At 69.5% G+C, this 19,160-nt stretch carries 20 protein-coding genes; 13 read left to right on the forward strand and 7 right to left on the reverse strand.

All coding sequences use genetic code 11. From position 1 onward, the window contains the following. Window positions 1-13: 13 nt before the first annotated feature. The 4 genes from ESP51_RS05805 to ESP51_RS05820 all read left to right on the forward strand — a co-directional run bounded on the left by ESP51_RS05805 (window position 14) and on the right by ESP51_RS05820 (window position 3,711). A complete protein-coding gene (locus tag ESP51_RS05805; RefSeq protein WP_129519948.1) occupies window positions 14-241 on the forward strand; it encodes a hypothetical protein in 228 nt (75 codons plus the stop codon). Window positions 242-303: 62 nt separating this feature from the next. Then, window positions 304-2,181 (forward strand): ABC transporter ATP-binding protein, encoded by a 1,878-nt coding sequence (locus ESP51_RS05810; RefSeq protein WP_129519949.1) that lies wholly within the window; start codon window positions 304-306, stop codon window positions 2,179-2,181. Between the two features lie 131 nt (window positions 2,182-2,312). Beyond that, entirely contained in the window at window positions 2,313-3,134 is an 822-nt protein-coding gene (locus ESP51_RS05815) for a hypothetical protein (RefSeq protein WP_129519950.1), read from the forward strand. Between the two features lie 85 nt (window positions 3,135-3,219). After that, the gene (locus ESP51_RS05820; RefSeq protein WP_129519951.1) at window positions 3,220-3,711 is read left to right on the forward strand and encodes a 2'-5' RNA ligase family protein; all 492 of its coding nucleotides are present in this window, start codon (window positions 3,220-3,222) and stop codon (window positions 3,709-3,711) included. Window positions 3,712-3,735: 24 nt separating this feature from the next. Here ESP51_RS05820 and ESP51_RS05825 read toward each other — a convergent pair whose 3' ends face one another. After that, a complete protein-coding gene (locus ESP51_RS05825) occupies window positions 3,736-4,110 on the reverse strand; it encodes a DUF1622 domain-containing protein (protein ID WP_129519952.1) in 375 nt (124 codons plus the stop codon). A gap of 132 nt (window positions 4,111-4,242) precedes the next feature. After that, window positions 4,243-6,099 carry a phosphoenolpyruvate carboxykinase (GTP) gene (locus ESP51_RS05830; protein ID WP_129519953.1) on the reverse strand — a complete coding sequence of 619 codons (1,857 nt, stop codon included), beginning with the start codon at window positions 6,097-6,099 and terminating at the stop codon, window positions 4,243-4,245. 131 nt (window positions 6,100-6,230) lie between these two features. Here ESP51_RS05830 and ESP51_RS05835 point away from each other — a divergent pair, with 131 nt between their 5' ends. Beyond that, window positions 6,231-7,673, forward strand: coding sequence for a helix-turn-helix domain-containing protein (locus ESP51_RS05835; RefSeq protein ID WP_129519954.1), 1,443 nt, complete (start codon window positions 6,231-6,233; stop codon window positions 7,671-7,673). A gap of 58 nt (window positions 7,674-7,731) precedes the next feature. Here ESP51_RS05835 and ESP51_RS05840 read toward each other — a convergent pair whose 3' ends face one another. Further along, window positions 7,732-8,094, reverse strand: a complete 363-nt coding sequence (locus tag ESP51_RS05840) for a pyridoxamine 5'-phosphate oxidase family protein (protein ID WP_206737222.1) — start codon at window positions 8,092-8,094, stop codon at window positions 7,732-7,734. 165 nt (window positions 8,095-8,259) lie between these two features. Here ESP51_RS05840 and ESP51_RS05845 point away from each other — a divergent pair, with 165 nt between their 5' ends. Both ESP51_RS05845 and ESP51_RS05850 read left to right on the forward strand, forming a co-directional pair. Next, a complete protein-coding gene (locus tag ESP51_RS05845) occupies window positions 8,260-8,601 on the forward strand; it encodes a PadR family transcriptional regulator (RefSeq protein WP_129519956.1) in 342 nt (113 codons plus the stop codon). Beyond that, complete coding sequence (locus ESP51_RS05850) at window positions 8,598-9,569, forward strand: permease prefix domain 1-containing protein (protein ID WP_129519957.1); 972 nt, start codon at window positions 8,598-8,600, stop codon at window positions 9,567-9,569. The genes ESP51_RS05845 and ESP51_RS05850 overlap by 4 nt, the downstream gene beginning before the upstream one ends. Before the next feature lie 29 nt (window positions 9,570-9,598). Here ESP51_RS05850 and ESP51_RS05855 read toward each other — a convergent pair whose 3' ends face one another. The 4 genes from ESP51_RS05855 to ESP51_RS21170 all read right to left on the reverse strand — a co-directional run bounded on the left by ESP51_RS05855 (window position 9,599) and on the right by ESP51_RS21170 (window position 12,538). Then, entirely contained in the window at window positions 9,599-10,387 is a 789-nt protein-coding gene (locus ESP51_RS05855; protein ID WP_129519958.1) for a 3-hydroxyacyl-CoA dehydrogenase, read from the reverse strand. A gap of 53 nt (window positions 10,388-10,440) precedes the next feature. Then, complete coding sequence (locus ESP51_RS05860) at window positions 10,441-11,616, reverse strand: thiolase family protein (RefSeq protein WP_129519959.1); 1,176 nt, start codon at window positions 11,614-11,616, stop codon at window positions 10,441-10,443. 67 nt (window positions 11,617-11,683) lie between these two features. Next, a complete protein-coding gene (locus ESP51_RS05865) occupies window positions 11,684-11,995 on the reverse strand; it encodes a hypothetical protein (protein WP_129519960.1) in 312 nt (103 codons plus the stop codon). 411 nt (window positions 11,996-12,406) lie between these two features. Then, the gene (locus tag ESP51_RS21170) at window positions 12,407-12,538 is read right to left on the reverse strand and encodes a hypothetical protein (protein WP_277871065.1); all 132 of its coding nucleotides are present in this window, start codon (window positions 12,536-12,538) and stop codon (window positions 12,407-12,409) included. 248 nt (window positions 12,539-12,786) lie between these two features. Here ESP51_RS21170 and ESP51_RS05870 point away from each other — a divergent pair, with 248 nt between their 5' ends. The 6 genes from ESP51_RS05870 to hpaD all read left to right on the forward strand — a co-directional run. Beyond that, a complete protein-coding gene (locus ESP51_RS05870) occupies window positions 12,787-13,572 on the forward strand; it encodes a 2-keto-4-pentenoate hydratase (protein WP_129519961.1) in 786 nt (261 codons plus the stop codon). Beyond that, entirely contained in the window at window positions 13,557-14,348 is a 792-nt protein-coding gene (locus ESP51_RS05875) for an HpcH/HpaI aldolase family protein (protein ID WP_129519962.1), read from the forward strand. The genes ESP51_RS05870 and ESP51_RS05875 overlap by 16 nt, the downstream gene beginning before the upstream one ends. A gap of 69 nt (window positions 14,349-14,417) precedes the next feature. Then, window positions 14,418-15,896, forward strand: a complete 1,479-nt coding sequence (locus ESP51_RS05880) for a fumarylacetoacetate hydrolase family protein (RefSeq protein WP_129519963.1) — start codon at window positions 14,418-14,420, stop codon at window positions 15,894-15,896. Then, on the forward strand, window positions 15,893-16,627 hold the full coding sequence (locus tag ESP51_RS05885) for a GntR family transcriptional regulator (protein ID WP_206737223.1): 735 nt from the start codon (window positions 15,893-15,895) through the stop codon (window positions 16,625-16,627). The genes ESP51_RS05880 and ESP51_RS05885 overlap by 4 nt, the downstream gene beginning before the upstream one ends. Window positions 16,628-16,635: 8 nt before the next feature. Next, the gene (hpaE, locus tag ESP51_RS05890; protein ID WP_129519964.1) at window positions 16,636-18,162 is read left to right on the forward strand and encodes a 5-carboxymethyl-2-hydroxymuconate semialdehyde dehydrogenase; all 1,527 of its coding nucleotides are present in this window, start codon (window positions 16,636-16,638) and stop codon (window positions 18,160-18,162) included. 70 nt (window positions 18,163-18,232) lie between these two features. Further along, on the forward strand, window positions 18,233-19,160 hold a 928-nt coding region (gene hpaD / locus ESP51_RS05895), incomplete at its 3' end, for a 3,4-dihydroxyphenylacetate 2,3-dioxygenase (RefSeq protein WP_241843001.1).

Raw genomic sequence — 19,160 nt, forward strand, 5'->3', positions numbered from 1 at the left:
TACGGTTGACGCCATGGACGACCGCACCCTCCGCACCGCCATCGCCGCAGCCGACGGCGACGACCCCTACCGCGCCCTGCGCAAGCTGCACCATGCCCGCGTCGAGCTCAACCGTGCGCTCGACCGCGCCGAGGCGCTCGCGGTGCGTCGCGCACGCTCTGCGGGCACGAGCTGGCAGGTCATCGCGCTCGCCCTCGAGGTGAGCAAGCAAGCGGTGCACAAGAAGTACGGACGCAGCTAGGCCACGTAGGCTCCATTGGCGCGGTGGCGGCATCCGCTCGCCGCGCGGACCAGGAAGAGAACATGAGCGACACCCAGACCCGACGCCCCGCATTCGGCCGACGCGCCGCCCCCAGCGGCCCGCGCGCGACCTTCAGGCAATTGCTGCCGTTCATCTTCGAGCACCGTCCGGTGCTCATCGTCGTCGCCGTGCTGAGCGTCATCGGTGCGCTCGCGAGCCTCGCGCAACCGCTGCTCGTGAGCCAGGTCATCACGATCGTCGAGGCCGGCGATCCGCTCGGCTGGCTCGTCTGGGCGCTCATCGCGCTCGTCGTCGTGAGCGGCATCATCACCGGCTACCAGCACTACCTGCTCCAGCGCACCGGCGAGGGCGTCGTGCTCTCGAGCCGCAAGCGGCTCGTCGGAAAGCTGCTGCGGCTGCCCGTCGCGGAGTTCGACACCCGCCGCACGGGCGACCTCGTCTCGCGGGTCGGCAGCGACACGACGATGCTGCGGGCGGTGCTCACGCAAGGGCTGGTCGAAGCCGTCGGCGGCGCCGTCACGTTCGTGGGCGCGCTCATCGCGATGCTCATCATCGACCCCGTGCTGCTCGGCCTCACCGTGCTCGTCATCGCCGCGGCCATCACGACCGTGACCCTGCTCTCGTCGCGCGTGCGCGAGGCGTCGCACCAGGCGCAGGAGAAGATCGGCGACGTCGCGGCATCCGTCGAACGAGCCATCGGAGCCGTGCGCACCATCCGCGCCTCCGGGGCGACCGAACGCGAGATCCGCGACGTCGAGGGCGAGGCCGAGGGCGCGTGGAGGATGGGCGTCAAGGTCGCGAAGATCTCGGCGCTCATCGTGCCCGTCGCGGGCATCGCCATGCAGGTCTCGTTCCTCGTCGTGCTCGGCGTCGGCGGCTTCCGCGTCGCGAGCGGGGCGATCACCGTGGCGAACCTCGTCGCGTTCATCCTCTTCCTCTTCATGATGATCGTGCCGCTCGGCCAGGCGTTCGGCGCGATCACGTCGGTCAACCAGGCGCTCGGCGCGCTCGGCCGCATCCAGGAGATCCTCGACCTACCCGACGAAGACGCGCACGACCGCGAGCTCGCTCCCCTCGCGATCATGGTCGGGCACGCGAACGCGGGCCTGCAGCCGCACGCCCCGGCCATCGAGTTCGAGGCCGTGCACTTCGCCTATGCGGCCACGCGCTCCGACCCCGCCGACCCCGGCAACGAGTCGCCCGACGAGCACCTTCCCGAACCCGACGTGACGCAGCGGCAGCCCGTGCTGCGCGGCGTCTCGTTCGAGGTGCCGCGCGGGCAGCGCATCGCCCTCGTCGGGCCGTCGGGCGCCGGCAAGTCGACGGTCCTCTCGCTGATCGAGCGCTTCTACGACCCGAGCGTCGGCACCGTGCGGATGGGCGGGCTCGACGTGCGTTCGATCGACCGCACCGAGCTGCGCGCGCAGATCGGCTATGTCGAGCAGGATGCCCCGGTGCTGGCCGGCAGCATCCGTGACAACCTGAAGCTCGGCAGCCCCGACGCGACCGACGCCGAATGCGAGGCGGTGCTCCGCGCGGTGAACCTCGGCGGCGTGCTCGATCGCGATCCGGCCGGGCTCGACGCGGCGGTGGGCGACGACGGCATCATGCTCTCGGGCGGCGAACGACAACGCCTCGCAATCGCCCGTGCACTGCTCGCCGCGCCGCCGATCCTGCTGCTCGACGAGTCGACGTCCTCGCTCGACGGCGTGAACGAGCGGCTCATGCGCGAGGCGATCGACGCCGTCGCCACCGGACGAACGCTTGTGGTCATCGCACACCGGCTCTCGACCGTGATCGACTCCGATCGCATCGTCGTGCTCGACGGCGGTCGCGTGATCGGCGAGGGCACCCACTCCGAGCTCGTGGAGTCGGTTCCCCTCTACCGCGAGCTCGCAGAACACCAGTTGCTCGTCTGACTCATTAGGGGTAAACCTGAGACAGACTCAGTGCTGACTCGGATGGGGCGGCATGGCGGTCTCCATATCGTGGGCGGAGCATCCCCGACGACGGATGCCGCAACCGCCACGCCCGACCCGAAGGAACCATCATGACCATCGCGACCGTTCCCCGCGAGCAGCAGCTCCCCCCCGTCCGCCCCGGCGAGCTGCCGCTCGACCTCATCGAGAACCTTCCGAGCGGCGACGCCGCCGGACCCGACGCCTCGGACGCCGACCTCCTCGGCCCCGGCTTCGCCGAGATCCAGGCGAACCTCCAGGCGTGGCTTCGCCATTGGGCACCGCAGCGCATCCCCGCGTTCACCTCGGTGCGCGACGTCGTGCCCGCGGGCTCGCGCGGTCGCAGCGCCCTGCAGTCTGCGCCGACCCAGCCCGACGGCGCCGTGCGGATCACCGCGAGCGTCTACGACCCGCCGAACCGCGACGGCGGACCGCTCAGCTGGTCGCGCAACTGGGCGAGTCTCGTCGAGCTGCCGCCGGCTCCCGAGACCGGTCGCCTCTACTACCGCTTCAGGGTCTCGAGCCGGCTCGTGCTCGACGGCGCCGCCGCGCTCAGCCTCGTCTCGACGAGCCTCAACTTCGGGATCGTCGCCGATGCATCCACTTCGAGCCCGTTCTCGGTGCCGGGCTTCGCGACTCCGCTCGTGCGCCCGCTCGTCGGCGTGCAGTGCCGGCCCGACACGGAGACGGATGCCTCGCAGGTCATCGAGGGCTCGATCGCCGTGCGCAAGGGTGAGACCCCGGCGATGGCGTTCGTGATCGGCACCGACGTGCTCTTCAGCGACGGCTGGATCCGCGTGCACGAGGGAAGCAGCACGTGGATCGGTCCCGCCGACCCGGGCGCGAGCGGCATCGTCGAGTATCGCTTCGCTCCGGCCGCGATGCTCCGGCTCTTCGACGGCGTCCGCAGCTGAGCCTGCCGCAGCAGCACCGCCTGCCACAGCAGCACCGTCAGGCGTCGACCTGATCGACCGAGCGCGCCCCCGATAGAATCACGGGATGGCGCGCTTCGTCGTCGTGTTGCCGCTCGTGCCGCTCGCCGCGGGTGCCGAGTTCACCGTGGCCGAGTGGCCGCTGCACGTCACCCTCGTCGAGCCGTTCTCGACCGAACTTCCCCCACCGGCTGTCGCGGCGATCATCGGCCGCCTCGCCGAGCAGGCGACGGCCGTCCGTGCGAGCGGCGGGGAAGATGCGGCGTTCGGCCGGCGACACGACGTGCCGGTCACGCTCGTGCGCGACGGTGGTGAGCTCGAGGCGCTGCGATCACGTGCGATCGATGCGCTCCGCGAGGCGGGCGTCGGCGTCGACCACGTGCGCGAGGAGTACCGGCCGCACGTGAGCCACAAGCAGAACCGGCGCCTCCGGTGGGGCGAGCGCGTCGAGCTCGGAACGCTCGCCCTCATCGACATGCACCCGAACGCCGGTTCTCACCACCGCAGTGTCATCGCGGCCTGGCAACTCGGCGCTGCGGCATCCGTCGCCCCCGAATGACGACGAGACGACGCGCGCTTCGCTTCAGGCCACGTCTGCGGTCGCCGGCTCCTCGATCGGCTCCTCCCGCTTGTGCCACGGCCAGCGCCCTGAGATCTCGAGCTCGAGCGACCAGCTGAGGAAGGTTCGGATCAGCACGATGACCGCGAGCACGGCCACGGAGTCGAGGGTCGGCGTGACGGCGACGGTCTTGATGATGTCGGCCGCGACGAGCAGCTCGAGACCGAGGAGGATCGCGCGCCCGAGCACGCGGCGGAACCGTGTGTAGACGGGGCTCACCCGCCGAAGGCCGCGCACAGCGGCATCGATGATCGCGTACAGCACGCCGACGACGATCGCGACGACGCCCAGCACGTCGACGACTTCGCCGACCATTTCGATGATCGAGCCGAGCTCCATGCCGCCTCCCTCACTCTGCGGCACACGCTAGCGCCGGTGCGGCGATCGGCGGGCGCGACGTGCCGAGGGGGCGACAGGCGAAGAGTGAGGGCGGATGCCGCAGCATCCGCCCTCACTCATGCAATCGTCGTCCTACGCCGCCTGGTCGCCGAGGTGGTAGCGCAGGCTCGCGAGCTCGGCCCGGAGCGCGGCGGGCACGCGATCGCCGAACTGCGCGAAGTACTCCTCAGTGAGGTCGCACTCGGCGAGCCACGAGTCACGATCGACGTCGAAGAGCTGCTCCACGACGTCATCCGCGATGCCGAGGCCGTCGAGGTCGAGGGACCCGGATGCCGGGAGCAGGCCGATCGGCGTCTCGGTGACGTCGGCCGTGCCCTCGATGCGGCCGACGATCCACTCGAGCACGCGCGAGTTCTCGCCGAAGCCCGGCCACAGGAACGACCCGTCGGCTCCCTTGCGGAACCAGTTGACCTGGAAGATCTTCGGCGCCTTCGTGCCGAGGACGCGACCCATCTTCACCCAGTGGCCCCAGTAGTCGGCCATGTTGTAGCCGCAGAAGGGGAGCATCGCGAACGGGTCGCGACGAAGCTCGCCGACGGTGCCCTCGGCGGCCGCGGTCTGCTCGGACGAGATGGTCGCACCCATGAACACGCCGTGCTTCCACGACCGCGCCTCGGCCACGAGCGGCACGTTCGTCGCCCGCCGCCCGCCGAACAGGATCGCGTCGATCGGCACGCCGTCGTGGGCGTCCCAGTCGTCGGAGATCTGCGGGCACTGCGCGGCCCCGACCGTGAAGCGCGAGTTGGGGTGGGCCGCCGGAGTGTCGGATGCCGGGGTCCAGTCGTTGCCCTCCCAGTCGATGAGGTGGGCGGGCGGCGTGTCGGTGAGGCCCTCCCACCACACGTCGCCGTCGTCGCGGAGCGCCACGTTCGTGAAGATCGTGTTGCCCCACAGCGTCTGCACGGCCGTGGGATTCGTGGACTCGCCGGTGCCCGGCGCGACGCCGAAGAAGCCGAACTCGGGGTTGATCGCGTAGAGGCGGCCGTCGTCACCCGGACGCATCCAGGCGATGTCGTCGCCGATCGTCTCGACCTTCCACCCGGGGATCGTCGGCCGCAGCATCGCGAGGTTGGTCTTGCCGCACGCCGACGGGAACGCCGCGGCGACGTGGTAGGCCTTGCCCTGGGGCGAGGTGATCTTGATGAGCAGCATGTGCTCGGCGAGCCAGCCCTCGTCGCGCGCCATCACCGAGGCGATGCGCAGCGCGAAGCACTTCTTCGCGAGCAGGGCGTTGCCGCCGTAGCCCGACCCGTACGACCAGATCTCGCGGGAGTCGGGGAACTGCACGATGTACTTGGTGTCGTTGCAGGGCCAGTCGACCTCGTCACGACGGTGCCCGACGCCGTCGACGAGCGGGTAGCCCACGGAGTGCACCGTGCGCACCCACGGCTCGCCCGCCTCGATGAGCCGGTAGACCGCGTCGCCCATCCGCGTCATGATCCCCATCGAGAGCACGACGTAGGGCGAGTCCGTGATCTCGACGCCGAGCTGCGAGATGGGGCCGCCGAGCGGGCCCATCGAGAACGGCACGACGTACATCGTGCGCCCCTTCATCGAGCCGTCGAAGACGTGCGTGAGCTCCTCGCGCATCTCACGCGGGTCGCGCCAGTTGTTGGTGGGGCCGGCATCCTCCTCGTAGGTGGAGCAGATGAAGGTGCGGTCCTCGACTCGGGCGACGTCGCCCGGGGCGGTGCGCGCGAGGTAGCTGTTGGGGCGCCATTCGGGGTTCAGCTTGATGAGCTTGCCCTCGGCGACGAGTTGCTTCGTGAGCTGGTCGGCCTCGTGGAGCGAGCCGTCGCACCAGACGATCTCGTCGGGTTTCGTGAGCGCGGCGATCTCATCGACCCATGCGCGGAGGGCCGTGTCGCTCGTGCCGCCCTGGGCGCGGCCGGTGGTCTCGGTGCCGACCGAGAACTCGGAGATCGTCATCGTCGTCCCTTTCAATGGGGCCCGGCCGTGGCGCCGGAAAGCAGTTCGTACTTCAAGAATGCGCCCCATTCCCGCATCTCAACCGGCGAATGTGTGCTTAAGAACTGCAGATCTTTCGCTATTCTTAAGCGATGAAGGCAGGATCCCCAGACCTCGCGACGCTCGGCCATCGCATCCGCCACTTCCGGGGCGAGCGTGGCATGACCCTCGACCAGCTCGGTGCGGCGGTGGGGCTCGCCGGCAGCCAGCTCTCGCTCATCGAGAACGGCAAACGCGAACCGAAGCTCTCCACGCTCGACGCCCTCGCCGCGGCGCTCGAGGTCGACCTGGCCGCCCTGCTCGCTCGCGAGGCACCGAGCCGGCGGGCCGCTCTCGAGCTCGAACTCGGCCGTGCGCAGTCGAGCCCGCTCTACGCGAGCCTCGGAATTCCCACCATCAAGCCGGGCCGCGGCATCACCGACGAGGCGCTCGAGGCGATCGTCGGCCTCCACCGCGAACTGCAACGCCGGGCAAGCGAGGCGATCGCCACGCCCGAGGAGGCCCGGCGCGCCAACACCGAACTGCGCGAGCTGATGCGCGAACGCGACAACTCGCTGCCCGAGATCGAGCAGCTCGCCGAAGAGCGCGTGCGCGCCTCCGGCCATCGCACCGGAGCGCTCACGCACCGCGAGGTCAGTGTCATGGCCGAGCAGCTCGGCTTCCAGCTCATCTACGTGAACGACCTGCCCGGTTCCACCCGGTCGATCACCGACATCGCGAACGGGCGCATCTACCTGCCGCCGGCGTCGATCCCCGGCGGCCACGGCCTGCGCTCGATGGCGCTCCAGGCGATGGCGCACCGGTTGCTCGGGCACGAGCGGCCGAACAGCTATGCCGAGTTCCTGTGGCAGCGGCTCGAGATCAACTACTTCGCGGCTGCGTGCCTGATGCCGCGCGAGGCATCCGTCACCTTCCTCTCCGCCGCGAAGAAGGAGAAGCGACTCGCGATCGAGGACTTCCGCGACGCGTTCGGCGTGACCCATGAGGCCGCGGCGCTGCGCTTCACGAATCTCGCCACCACGCATCTCGACATGACGCTGCACTTCTTGCGCGTCGCCGGCGACGGAGCACTGCTGAAGGGCTACGAGAACGACGGCCTGCCGCTGCCGACCGACGTCACCGGGTCGATCGAAGGCCAGTGGGTGTGCAAGAAGTGGAGTGCGCGCACGTCGTTCGAGCACACCAACCGCACGACCGAGAACTACCAGTACACCGACACGCCGGCCGGCACGTTCTGGTGCGCCACGCAGACCGGGCGCACGGATGCCGCGGAGTTCTCGATCACGGTCGGCGTGCCGTTCAATCAGGCCAAGTGGTTCCGCGGGCGTGAGACCACGGTGCGCGCGGTGTCGACGTGCCCCGACGACGCGTGCTGCCGGCGCGCGCCCGACGGGCTCGCCGAACGCTGGGCGGGACGCGCCTGGCCGAGCGCCCGGTTGCACGCGCACGTGCTCTCGCCGCTCCCGTCGGGCACGTTCCCCGGCGTCGACGACGCGGAGGTCTACGAGTTCCTCGAGACGCACGCCGAGCAGTAGCGGGCGACGTCAGCCCGCGTCAGACCTCGTCAGCCCGCGTCACAAAGCCAGCACGACCTCATTGCGCCGCGCCCTTCAGCAGCCATCTGTCGACCGGCACCTCCAGCAGCACGCGAGACCCGAACGGCTCGATCTCCGCGCCGGCATCCCAGCCGTCGTACTTGGCAGCGATCGCGGCCAGCACATCCGCTCGAAGCGGGTCGCGATGAACCCGCACGCGCCCCTCGGCGACGTACGGTGCGACGGTGTCGGGGAGCGCGAGGCTCACCCTCGGGTCGTTCAGGACGTTGCGCACCTTGACATTCCGCTCGCCGCTGCTGATCCAGAACGCATCGCTGAGGAAGACGAACCAGACGGGGGTGACGTGCGGCGACCCGTCACGTCGCAGCGTGCAAAGCCAGACATCACGCTCGTGCGTCATCCGATCGGACAGTGTCGCGGGAGCGCCAGGAACCATGGAACGAGAGTACTTGGACCCCTGTTCGTGGTCGCGTGGGACATCCGCGCGTCCTGTGGCCGCAGGTCGATGCCTTCCACTTCAACGTAGCCGTTGCATTAGTGTGTGACGCACAGTATCGTGTGATACATGAACACCGATGAGACGACCGCTGGGCACCTGCAGGAGCTCCGACGCGGCACCGTCGTGCTCGCGTGCCTGGTCCGCCTGCGCACGCCCGATTACGGCTACGCCCTGCTCGAGTCGTTGAACGAGCTCGGCATCACGGTCGACGCGAACACGCTCTATCCGCTGCTGCGGCGACTCGAGAAGCAGGGCCTGCTGACGAGCGAGTGGAACACCGACGATGCGAGACCCCGAAAGTTCTACCGCACGAGCGCGACCGGCGAACAGCTCGCGGGCGCGCTCACCACCGACTGGCGCCGCCTCGACGACGCCCTCACGCGACTCACCACGGGAGACGAACGATGAACACCCTCACCGACCGCTACGTCTGGGCCGCCGCCCGCAACGTGCCCGAGGTCCAGCGAGCCGAGTTCGCGAACGAACTGCGCGAGCGCATCGGCGACGAGAGCGACGCGCTCATCGCGTCGGGTCACTCGCCCGCCGACGCGGAGGTCGCCGCGCTCACCGACCTTGGCGACCCGGCAGCACTCGCGGCGCACTACGTCGACCGGCCGCTTCACCTGATCGGCCCGCGCTACTTCCTCACGTGGTGGCGACTGCTGAAGCTGCTGCTCGTCGTGGTCCTCCCCATCGCCACCGCGGCTGTACTGCTCGCGCAGCTGCTGTCGGGCGATGCGGTGGGCCAGGCCATCGGCGAGTCCATCGCGACCGGCATCTCGATCGCGGTGCACCTCGGCTTCTGGACGACGCTCGTCTTCGCCATCATCGAGCGCTCACCGAGCACGGTGAAGGTCGAGATTTGGACGCCCGAGCAGCTCCCCCAGGTCCCCGACGCTGGCCGCTCGCACTGGCTCAGCGACCTCATCGCGTCGGCGGTCTTCCTCGTGTTCTTCGCGGGGGCGATCATCTGGCAGCAGTTCTTCTCGGTCTACGCGGACGACGCGGGGCAGCCGATCCCGCTCCTCGACCCCGAGCTCTGGTCGTTCTGGCTGCCGTACTTCCTCGTGCTCATCGCGCTCGAGCTTCTCTTCGCCATCGCCGTGTACACGTGGGGATGGAACTGGTGGCTCGTCGGAGCGAACGTCGTGCTCAACGTCGCCTTCGCCGTTCCCGCGCTGTGGCTGTTCCTCACCGGGCGCCTCTTCAACGAGGACTACCTCGACGCCGCAGGGTGGCCGTGGGCTGAGGCCGGCGGGATCATCGCCACGATCATCGCCGTCATGTTCGTCGTCATCCCGACCTGGGACGTGGCCGAAGGGATCATCAAGACAGTGCGCGGCCGGGGCGCGACTCGGGTCACCGCGGCGGTGTAGTCCGCCGAATCGCCACCCGTACACAACGACTACTTCGGTTGCATCCGGATGCCGCCGTCGAGCCGAATGGTCTCGCCGTTCAGCATCGGGTTCGCGATGATCGACAGCACGAGGGCCGCGTACTCGCTCGGGTGCCCGAGCCGCGACGGATGCGGCACCTGGGCTTCGAGCGACTCGCGCACCTCAGCGGGCATGCCGGCCATCATGGGCGTCTCGAAGATGCCGGGAGCGATCGTCATCACCCTGATGAGGAGCTTCGACAGGTCGCGGGCGAGCGGCAGCGTCATCGCGGCGACGCCGCCCTTCGAAGCGGAATAGGCGGCCTGGCCGATCTGCCCGTCGAATGCCGCGACCGAGGCCGTGTTCACGATGACGCCGCGCTCGGCGGTGTCGGGGCCGCCCGGCGCGTGCCCCATCGCCGGCTCGTTCGCGGACATCGCCGCGGCGGAAAGACGCGTCACGTTGAATGTGCCGATGAGGTTCACCCGGATGGTCCGCTCGAAGACGTCGAGCGGCGCCGGCCCTTCGCGTCCGACGGTTCGGTTCGCGCTGACGATGCCGGCGCAGTTCACGACGACGCGCAGCGGGGCGAGGCCTGCGGCCACCTCGATCGCGGCCTGCACCTCGGCTTCACTCGTGACATCCGCCGCGACGAAGCGGGCACGATCGCCGAGCTCTGCCGCGACCTCGTCGCCGCGCGGGCCCGGAAGATCGACCAGCACGACGGATGCACCGCCGTCGACGAGCGCTTGCGCCGTCGCTCGCCCGAGCCCGGATGCGCCGCCCGTGACGATCGCCGATGCGCCCTCGAGTTCCATGTGTTGTCCTTTCGTCGCGTACAGCGGAAGGCCGGATGAAGTTCAGGAACCCGTCAGACGCGTTCGATGATCGTGGCGTTCGCCATGCCGCCGCCCTCGCACATCGTCTGGAGGCCGTAGCGTCCGCCGCTCGCCTCGAGTTGGTTGACGAGGGTCGTGAGCAGTCGCGTTCCCGAGGATCCGAGCGCGTGGCCCAGGGCGATCGCGCCGCCTCGCGGGTTGAGCTTCGTGGCATCCGCACCGGTCTCGCGCAGCCAGGCGAGCGGCACCGAGGCGAAGGCCTCGTTCACCTCGTAGATGTCGATGTCGTCGTGCGTGAGGCCGGCCCGCTCGAGCACGCGAGCCGTCGCGGGGATCACGCCCGTGAGCATGAGCATGGGATCGCTGCCGACCACCGAGAACGAGCGGAACCTGGCTCGCGGCGTGAACCCGAGCTTCTCGGCGCGCTCGGCGCTCATGATGAGGGCGCCCGAGGCACCGTCGGTGAGCGGCGAGGAGTTGCCCGCGGTGATGCGCCACTCGACGTCGGGGAACCGCTCGGCGAGCTCGTCGGTGCGGAATGCGGGCTTGAGCCCCGCGAGCGAGTCGACAGAGGTGTCGAGCCGGACGGTCTCATCGGTGAGGGTGTCGACTCCGGCGACCGGCACGACTTCGCTCGCGAACGCACCTGAGGACTGCGCGACGGCGGCGAGCGTGTGCGAATGTGCCGCGAACTCATCGAGCTCGGCGCGCGAGAGCTCCCACTTCGCCGCGATGAGCTCGGCGGAGACGCCCTGGTTCACGAGGCCGTCGGGATAGCGGGAGCGGACGCGGTCGCTATAGGGATCGGCGCCGGCGGTGCTCGAGCCGAGTCGCACGCGGCTCATCGACTCGACGCCGCACGCGATGACGATGTCGGCCTGGCCGGCGAGCACGGCCTGCGCGGCGAACGCGGCGGCCTGCTGGCTCGAGCCGCACTGCCGGTCGATCGTCGTGCCCGGCACCGAGTCGGGAAAGCCCGCGGCGAGCAGCGCATTGCGGGTGACGTTGTAGCTCTGCTCGCCGATCTGGCTGACGCATCCGCCGATCACGTCGTCGACGAGGGCGGGGTCGAGGTCGTTGCGCGAGATCAGGGCGTCGAGCACGTCGGCGAGGAGGTCGACGGGATGGATGCCGGAGAGGATGCCTCCGGGCTTGCCTCGCCCCACTGGCGTGCGAACGACGTCGACGATGACGGCTTCGGTGCTCATGGGTCAAGACTACGTCGGGTCACGGAGATGACGGATGCACCGGCCCGACGCGCGCTCCGCAGCCCGCTCAGGCTGCAGTGCCGGGCGCGTCGTCGACGAAGCTGATGTCGTAGACCGCGATGCGCTGCGGCACGCCGGCGAAGACCGCGGCGCGCGGCTCGGACGCCAGGTACTCCGCTTCGACGCGCAGGAACTCGTCGCGATCGCCCGGCGTGCTGACCGCCCAGACGAATTGGTTCGACTCGCGGATGCCGTAGGCGAACTCGATCGTGAACCCGGCGGCCGGCCTCACGGCGGGCATGGACCCCTGCCACCACTCGATGAAGTCGTCGTACTCTCCGTCGACGAGCGTGTACCGGCGCAATTGGATCGTCTTCACCCGGCCCATTCTGCCGTGCATCAGCGGCGGTCGTCGACGACACGAAGCCGATCTCCTGCGGTTCAGCGCAGCCACGAAACGACCGAACAGCGAGAAGTACACCCCTTGCTACGTCAGGCTCGAGAGGCGTAATTGTTGGTCATGAAGGAGCCGATGAGTTGGGCCGAATATCGCGCGGCACATTGGGTCACCGATGATGACGAGCCGGCCGCGTTCGCGGCCTATATGAATTCCCTCTCCGGCGGCGCCCAGGACGGCGCTGCCCCGTCCCGAATCGGCGGGGACGAATCCCCCGCGCATGACTCAGGAAGCGGACCCGATGCGTGATGCTGATCGCTCGTGAGGTGGCCACGGTTCACCAAGATGACGGCCCTTGATTGAGACCATCCCCGGCCGCCTCGGCGCGCGTGCTCAGCTGAAGGTCGTCCCCACTGCGAGCACGACGAGGACCGTTGTCAGAAAGGCCAACAGCAGTCCGCCGGCCGCTCGATCGCTGAGTTCCTCTGCGAAATCCACCGGATGCGATTCAGGCCGTTCGTTCATGGTCATCCCCTCCGGCGCGTGTCGTCACGAACGCTTGGTGTCACGAACACGGTACGCGGCAATCGGCCGAACGGCGGCGGGGTTGACGTTCCGGGAGTCAATTCGTTAAAGAGCGAACGAGACCCCTGTGACTGCGGTTCCCACGCACTGCTCGCAACCGCCGCGACGCATCGTATACGATGTCGAATACTCGGCCTTCGCGATTCCCGCACGATCGCCCCGAGTCTCGACAACGAAGTGGAGCATCGGTGCTTGACCCATCACAGATCGCGGCGATCGCCGACGAGCTCCTCGCCGCCGATCGGGATCGCACGACCGTGCCGCTCCTGACGGCTCGCAACCCCGGCATGACGGTCGACGACGCGTATGCCGTGCAGCACCTCTGGGCGGAGCGCCGAGCGGCCGCCGGGCGACGCATCGTGGGCCGGAAGATCGGCTTGACGTCGAAGGTCATGCAAGTGGCGACCGGCATCACCGAACCCGACTACGGCGTGATCTTCGATGACATGGTGATCGAGTCCGGGGCATCCGTCGAGTTCGACCGTTTCTCGAACGTGCGCATCGAGGTCGAGCTCGCCTTCGTGCTCTCGAAGCCGCTCGTAGGGCCGAACACGACGCTCGCCGACGCACTCGACGCCACGGCGTACGTGGTGCCGGCGCTCGAGATCCTCAACTCGCACGTCGAGCTGCAGGGCCGCACGATCGTCGACACGATCTCCGACAATGCCGCGATGGGCGCGATGGTCGTCGGTGATCGTCGCGTGGAGGTCGACGAGGTCGACCTTCGCTGGGTCTCGGCGCTGCTCTCCCGCAACGAGACGATCGAGGAGTCGGGCGTCGCAGCCGCGGTGCTCGGGCATCCGGCGATGGGCGTCGCGTGGCTCGCGAACAAGCTCGCGCAGCACGGGCAGTCGCTCGGCGAGGGCGAGATCATCCTCGCGGGCTCCTTCACCCGGCCGATGTGGGTCGAGCGAGGCGACACGGTGCACGCCGACTACCGAGAGTTGGGAGCAGTGACATGCCGGTTCGAATGACACTTCCGCCGACGCTCGCCGCGCGGATCGCGGCATCCGATCGCCCGCAGTTCGGCGTGTGGGTGTGCTCGGCGAGCGCGGTGAACGCCGAGATCGCCGCGGGCAGCGGACTCGACGTCGTGCTCATCGACGCCGAGCACTCGCCGAACAGCCTCGAGTCGATCCTCGCGCAGCTGCAGGCGGTCGCCGCCTACCCGGTGACCCCGCTCGTGCGCCCGCCGTTCGGCGACCCGGTCGCCATCAAGCAGTACCTCGACATCGGCGTGCAGAACCTGCTCATCCCGATGGTCGACTCGGCCGACCAGGCTGAGGCCATGGTGCGCGCCGTGCGGTATCCCCCGCACGGGATCCGGGGCGTCGGCAGCGCGCTCGCTCGCGCCTCCCGGTGGAACCGCGTCGAGGGCTACCTCGCGGATGCCGCGTCGACGATCTCGCTCTTCGTGCAGATCGAGTCGGCGGCGGCGGTCGAGCACGTCGACGAGATCGCGGCCGTCGAGGGGGTCGACGGCATCCTGGTCGGACCGGCCGACCTCGCGGCGTCGATGGGACTCATCGGGCAGCAGGAGCACCCCGACGTCGTCGCAGGCGTGATGCGGTCGATCGCGGCGGCCAAGTCGGCCGGCAAGCCGGCGGGCGTCAACGCCTTCGCACCGGCGGTGGCCGACCGGTACGCCGAGGCGGGCGCTGCGCTCGTGCTGGTCGGCGCCGACGTGTCGCTGCTCGCCCGCTCGACGGAAGCGCTCGCCGATCGCTTCATCGGTGCGTCGCGTCCCTGACCCGGTCTCGATCTGGACGAGTGTCACCAGATCGTATATCATTTCAGATATCTACAGACGAGGACGTCCATGACCATCGATGGCATCGCCACCCCCGGCAAGATCATCGCCGTGCACCTCAACTACCCGTCGAGGGCGGCCCAGCGCGGTCGCACGCCCTCCGCGCCGAGCTACTTCCTGAAGCCCGCCTCCTCCGTCGCTCCCTCGGGCGGCACTCTCGAGCGCCCCGCCGGCACCGAGCTCCTCGCGTTCGAGGGCGAGATCGCGCTCGTGATCGGCGAGCCCGCACGCCGGGTCTCCCCCGCCGACGGGTGGAGGCACGTCGCATCCGTCACGGCAGCGAACGACTTCGGCCTCTACGACCTGCGCGCCGCAGACAAGGGATCGAACGTGCGCTCGAAGGGCGGCGACGGCTTCACGCCGCTCGGCCCCGCGCTGATCCCCGCGGCATCCGTCGACCCCGCAGGTCTTCGCGTGCGCACGTGGGTGAACGGCGCCCTCGTGCAGGAGGACTCGAGCGGCACGCTGCTCTTCCCGTTCGGGCAGCTCGTCGCCGACCTCTCGCAGCTGTTGACCCTCGAGACCGGCGACGTCATCCTCACAGGCACGCCCGCCGGCTCCTCGGTCGTCGTGCCCGGCGAGGTCGTCGAGGTCGAGGTCGATGCCCCGGATGCCGCGGGCCACCCCACCTCGGGCCGCCTCGTCACGACGATCACCGCGGGCACGGCGCCCTTCGGCGATTTCGGCGCGAAGCCCGCGACCGACGACCTGCAGCGCATCGAGGCGTGGGGCGATCGCGAGCGCGCGGGCCTGCCTGAACCCGCGCCCGAGCCTGAGCCCAATTCCGCCTTCGAGCTGACCCCGGCCCTCCGCGAGCACCTCTCGACCGTCGGCGTCGCGACCCTCTCGGTGGCGCTCCGCAAGCGCGGCTATCACGACGTCTTCATCGAGGGCGTGCACTCGAACCATCCCGGCCGCCGCCTCGTCGGGCGCGCGAAGACCGTGCGCTTCATCGCGTTCCGTCCCGACCTCTTCGAACGGCACGGCGGCGGCTTCAATGCGCAGAAGCGGGCGTTCGACACGGTCGAGCCCGGCGAGGTGCTCGTGATCGAGGCCCGCGGCGAGCGCGGCACGGGCACCGTGGGCGACGTGCTCGCCTTGCGTGCCCAGGTGCGCGGCGCGGCCGGCATCGTCACCGACGGCGGCGTGCGCGACGCCGAGGCCGTCGCAGGGTTCGAGATACCGGTGTTCTCGCAGGGCCCGCACCCGTCGGTGCTCGGCCGCAAGCACGTGCCTTGGGAGACGGATGCCACGATCACGTGCGGCGGCGCGGCCGTGCAGCCCGGCGACGTCATCGTGGGCGACGGCGACGGCGTCATCGTGATCCCGCCGCACCTCGTCGAGGAGGTCGTGGCCGAGGCGGTCGCACAGGAGCAGGAGGACGCGTATGTCGCCGAGCAGGTGGCGGCCGGGGCATCCGTCGACGGACTCTTCCCCATGAACGCCGAGTGGAAGGCGCGCTACCGCGCCGAGGTGGAGGGCCGATGAGCGCCGAGCGGATGCATCCCATCGAAAGCAAATCGCAGCAGGCCTATCGCTTCATCCGCGCACGCATCGACGACGGCCGGTACGTGCCGGGGTTCCGGCTCGTGCTCGGGCAGATCGCGCGCGAGCTCGATGTGAGCGTCGTGCCGGTGCGCGAGGCGATCCGGCTGCTCGAGGCCGAGGGGCTCGTGACGTTCGAGCGCAACGTCGGCGCGCAGGTCGCCCTCATCAAAGAGGCCGAGTACCTGCACACGATGCAGACGCTCTCGATCGTGGAGGGCGCCGCCACCTCGATGTCGGCGCCGTATCTCACCCCAGAGCATCTGCGGCGAGCGCGCGAGATCAACGAGCGGATGCGTCGGACGCTCGCCGACTTCGATCCGCACCGCTTCACCGCGCTGAACCTCGAGTTCCACTCCGTGCTCTTCGAGGAGTGCCCGAATCCGCACATCCTCGACCTCGTGCACCGGGGCTGGAATCGCATGAAGATGCTGCGCGACTCGTCGTTCAGTTTCGTGCCGGGGCGCGCACACGACTCGGTCGAGGAGCACGAACGCCTCGTCGAACTCATCGAGTCGGGCGCAGCGCCGCTCGAGATCGAGCTCGCAGCCCGGCAGCACCGCGCCGCGACCCTCGACGCGGTGCTCGCCTACCAGGCCTCGCACAAGCTCGCCGTCGGCCAGTCAGCCGCAGCAGCAGACCCTGATCACGCACTCACCGCGTCGAACGACTAGGACCAGACATGACCCACCACATCCCCGAGGGCCTTCCCGATCGCATCCGCCACTACATCGACGGCGAGTTCGTCGACTCGGTGGGCGGTGAGACCTTCGACGTGCTCGACCCGGTCTCGAACGAGACGTACGTGCAGGCCGCCGCCGGCCAACGGGCCGACATCGACCTCGCCGTCGCCGCCGCTCGCCGCGCGTTCACCGACGGACCGTGGCCCCGGATGCTGCCGCGCCAGCGCGCTCGCGTGCTGCACCGCATCGCCGACCTCGTCGAGGCGAGCGACGCGCGGCTCGCCGAGCTCGAGACCTTCGACACCGGACTGCCGATCACGCAGGCCCTGGGCCAGGCGCAGCGCGCCGCCGAGAACTTCCGTTTCTTCGCCGACCTCATCGTCGCCCAGCGCGACGACACCTACAAGGTGCCCGGCCGCCAGGTGAATTACGTGAATCGCAAGCCCATCGGGGTCGCGGGGCTCATCACGCCCTGGAACACGCCGTTCATGCTCGAGTCGTGGAAGCTCGCCCCCGCCCTCGCCACGGGCAACACGGTCGTGCTGAAGCCCGCCGAGTTCACGCCGCTCTCGGCGAGCCTGTGGGCCGACATCTTCCGCGAGGCGGGGGTGCCCGACGGCGTGTTCAACCTCGTCAACGGGCTCGGTGAAGAGGCGGGCGACGCGCTCGTGAAGCATCCGGATGTCCCGCTCATCTCGTTCACCGGCGAGAGCCGCACCGGGCAGCTCATCTTCGCGAACGCCGCGCCGTTCCTGAAGGGCCTCTCGATGGAGCTCGGCGGCAAGTCGCCCGCCGTGGTCTTCGCCGACGCCGATCTCGAGGCGGCGCTCGACGCGACAGTGTTCGGCGTGTTCTCGCTCAACGGCGAGCGCTGCACGGCGGGGTCGCGCATCCTTGTCGAGCGCCCGATCTACGACGACTTCGTGTCGCGGTATGCCGAGCGCGCCGAGAACATCGTCGTCGGCGATCCGCACGATCCGGCGACCGAGGTGGGGGCGCTCGTGCACCCCGAGCACTACGAGAAGGTGATGTCGTACGTCGAGATCGGCAAGGGCGAGGGACGCCTCGTGGCGGGCGGCGGTCGCCCCGAGGGCCTGCCGACGGGCAACTACGTCGCGCCGACGGTGTTCGCGGATGTCGCGCCCGACGCCCGGATCTTCCAAGAGGAGATCTTCGGCCCGGTCGTCGCGATCACGCCGTTCGACTCCGACGAGGAGGCGCTCGCCCTCGCGAACGGCGTGAAGTACGGCCTCGCCGCCTACATCTGGACCAACAACCTGCAGCGAGCTCACAACTTCTCGCAGTCCGTCGAGGCGGGCATGGTGTGGCTCAACTCCAACAACGTGCGCGACCTCCGCACCCCGTTCGGCGGCGTGAAGGCCTCGGGGCTCGGCCACGAGGGCGGCTACCGCTCGATCGACTTCTACACCGACCAGCAAGCCGTGCACATCACCCTCAATGAAGCACACTCACCGCGCTTCGGCACGCGACAGGGCACCGCGCCCGTCGCCACCGCGAACCCCTGAGCGGATGCAGCAGCTCGCGGCATCCGACCCATTCCGACCCCCTCCCGCCACTCCCAGCAAGGACGCCGACATGGAACTCCCCGAACCGATCGTGACCACCGGCGACCCGATCCCGGCACCGGCCGACCGCATCCCAACACCGACCGCGCCGGCGCCCGACGTCGTTCGCGCCGCCTACATGGAACTCGTCGTCACCGACCTGGCCGCCTCGCGCGCCTTCTACGTCGACGTGCTCGGACTCGTCGTGACGGAGGAGGACGACAACACGGTGTACCTGCGCTCGCTCGAGGAGTTCATCCACCACAACCTCGTGCTGCGCAAGGGCCCGGTCGCCGCGGCCGCCGCCCTCGCCTACCGGGTGCGCACTCCCGAAGACCTCGACCGTGCCGTCGCGTTCTACACGGAGCTCGGATGCCGCATCGAGCGCCGCCCCGACGGCTTCACGAAGGGCATCGGCGACTCGGTGCGAGTCGAGGACCCGCTCGGCTTCCCCTACGAGTTCTTCCACGACGTGCAGCACGTCGAGCGGCTGGCGTGGCGCTTCGACCTCCACACGCCGGGCGCGATCGTGCGGCTCGACCACTTCAACCAGGTCACGCCCGACGTGCCGCGCGCCGTCAAGTACATGGAGGACCTCGGCTTCCGCGTCACCGAGGACATCCAGGACGAAGCCGGCACCACGTACGCGGCCTGGATGCGCCGCAAGCCGACCGTGCACGACACCGCGATGACGGGCGGCGACGGGCCGCGCATGCACCACATCGCGTTCTCGACGCACGAGAAGCACAACATCATCGCGATCTGCGACAAGCTCGGCGCACTGCGGATGTCGGACGTCATCGAGCGCGGACCCGGCCGTCACGGCGTCTCGAACGCGTTCTACCTGTACTTGCGCGACCCCGACGGGCATCGCGTCGAGATCTACACGCAGGACTACTACACGGGCGACCCCGACAACCCCGTCGTCACGTGGGACGTGCACGACAACCAGCGCCGCG

The sequence above is a fragment of the Agromyces albus genome (assembly GCF_004134825.1).
In the GTDB taxonomy this organism is placed as follows: Bacteria; Actinomycetota; Actinomycetes; order Actinomycetales; family Microbacteriaceae; genus Agromyces; species Agromyces albus.

Coding starts and splice junctions, on each gene's coding strand:
- hpaE (WP_129519964.1), top strand. CDS start 16,636: ATGACCCACCACATCCCCGAGGGCCTTCCCGATCGCATCCGCCACTAC.
- ESP51_RS05850 (WP_129519957.1), top strand. CDS start 8,598: ATGAACACCCTCACCGACCGCTACGTCTGGGCCGCCGCCCGCAACGTG.
- ESP51_RS05830 (WP_129519953.1), bottom strand. CDS start 6,099: ATGACGATCTCCGAGTTCTCGGTCGGCACCGAGACCACCGGCCGCGCC.
- ESP51_RS21170 (WP_277871065.1), bottom strand. CDS start 12,538: ATGAACGAACGGCCTGAATCGCATCCGGTGGATTTCGCAGAGGAACTC.
- ESP51_RS05815 (WP_129519950.1), top strand. CDS start 2,313: ATGACCATCGCGACCGTTCCCCGCGAGCAGCAGCTCCCCCCCGTCCGC.
- ESP51_RS05860 (WP_129519959.1), bottom strand. CDS start 11,616: ATGAGCACCGAAGCCGTCATCGTCGACGTCGTTCGCACGCCAGTGGGG.
- ESP51_RS05810 (WP_129519949.1), top strand. CDS start 304: ATGAGCGACACCCAGACCCGACGCCCCGCATTCGGCCGACGCGCCGCC.
- ESP51_RS05820 (WP_129519951.1), top strand. CDS start 3,220: ATGGCGCGCTTCGTCGTCGTGTTGCCGCTCGTGCCGCTCGCCGCGGGT.
- ESP51_RS05805 (WP_129519948.1), top strand. CDS start 14: ATGGACGACCGCACCCTCCGCACCGCCATCGCCGCAGCCGACGGCGAC.
- ESP51_RS05825 (WP_129519952.1), bottom strand. CDS start 4,110: ATGGAGCTCGGCTCGATCATCGAAATGGTCGGCGAAGTCGTCGACGTG.
- ESP51_RS05875 (WP_129519962.1), top strand. CDS start 13,557: ATGCCGGTTCGAATGACACTTCCGCCGACGCTCGCCGCGCGGATCGCG.
- ESP51_RS05855 (WP_129519958.1), bottom strand. CDS start 10,387: ATGGAACTCGAGGGCGCATCGGCGATCGTCACGGGCGGCGCATCCGGG.
- ESP51_RS05845 (WP_129519956.1), top strand. CDS start 8,260: ATGAACACCGATGAGACGACCGCTGGGCACCTGCAGGAGCTCCGACGC.
- ESP51_RS05840 (WP_206737222.1), bottom strand. CDS start 8,094: ATGACGCACGAGCGTGATGTCTGGCTTTGCACGCTGCGACGTGACGGG.
- ESP51_RS05835 (WP_129519954.1), top strand. CDS start 6,231: ATGAAGGCAGGATCCCCAGACCTCGCGACGCTCGGCCATCGCATCCGC.
- ESP51_RS05880 (WP_129519963.1), top strand. CDS start 14,418: ATGACCATCGATGGCATCGCCACCCCCGGCAAGATCATCGCCGTGCAC.
- ESP51_RS05885 (WP_206737223.1), top strand. CDS start 15,893: ATGAGCGCCGAGCGGATGCATCCCATCGAAAGCAAATCGCAGCAGGCC.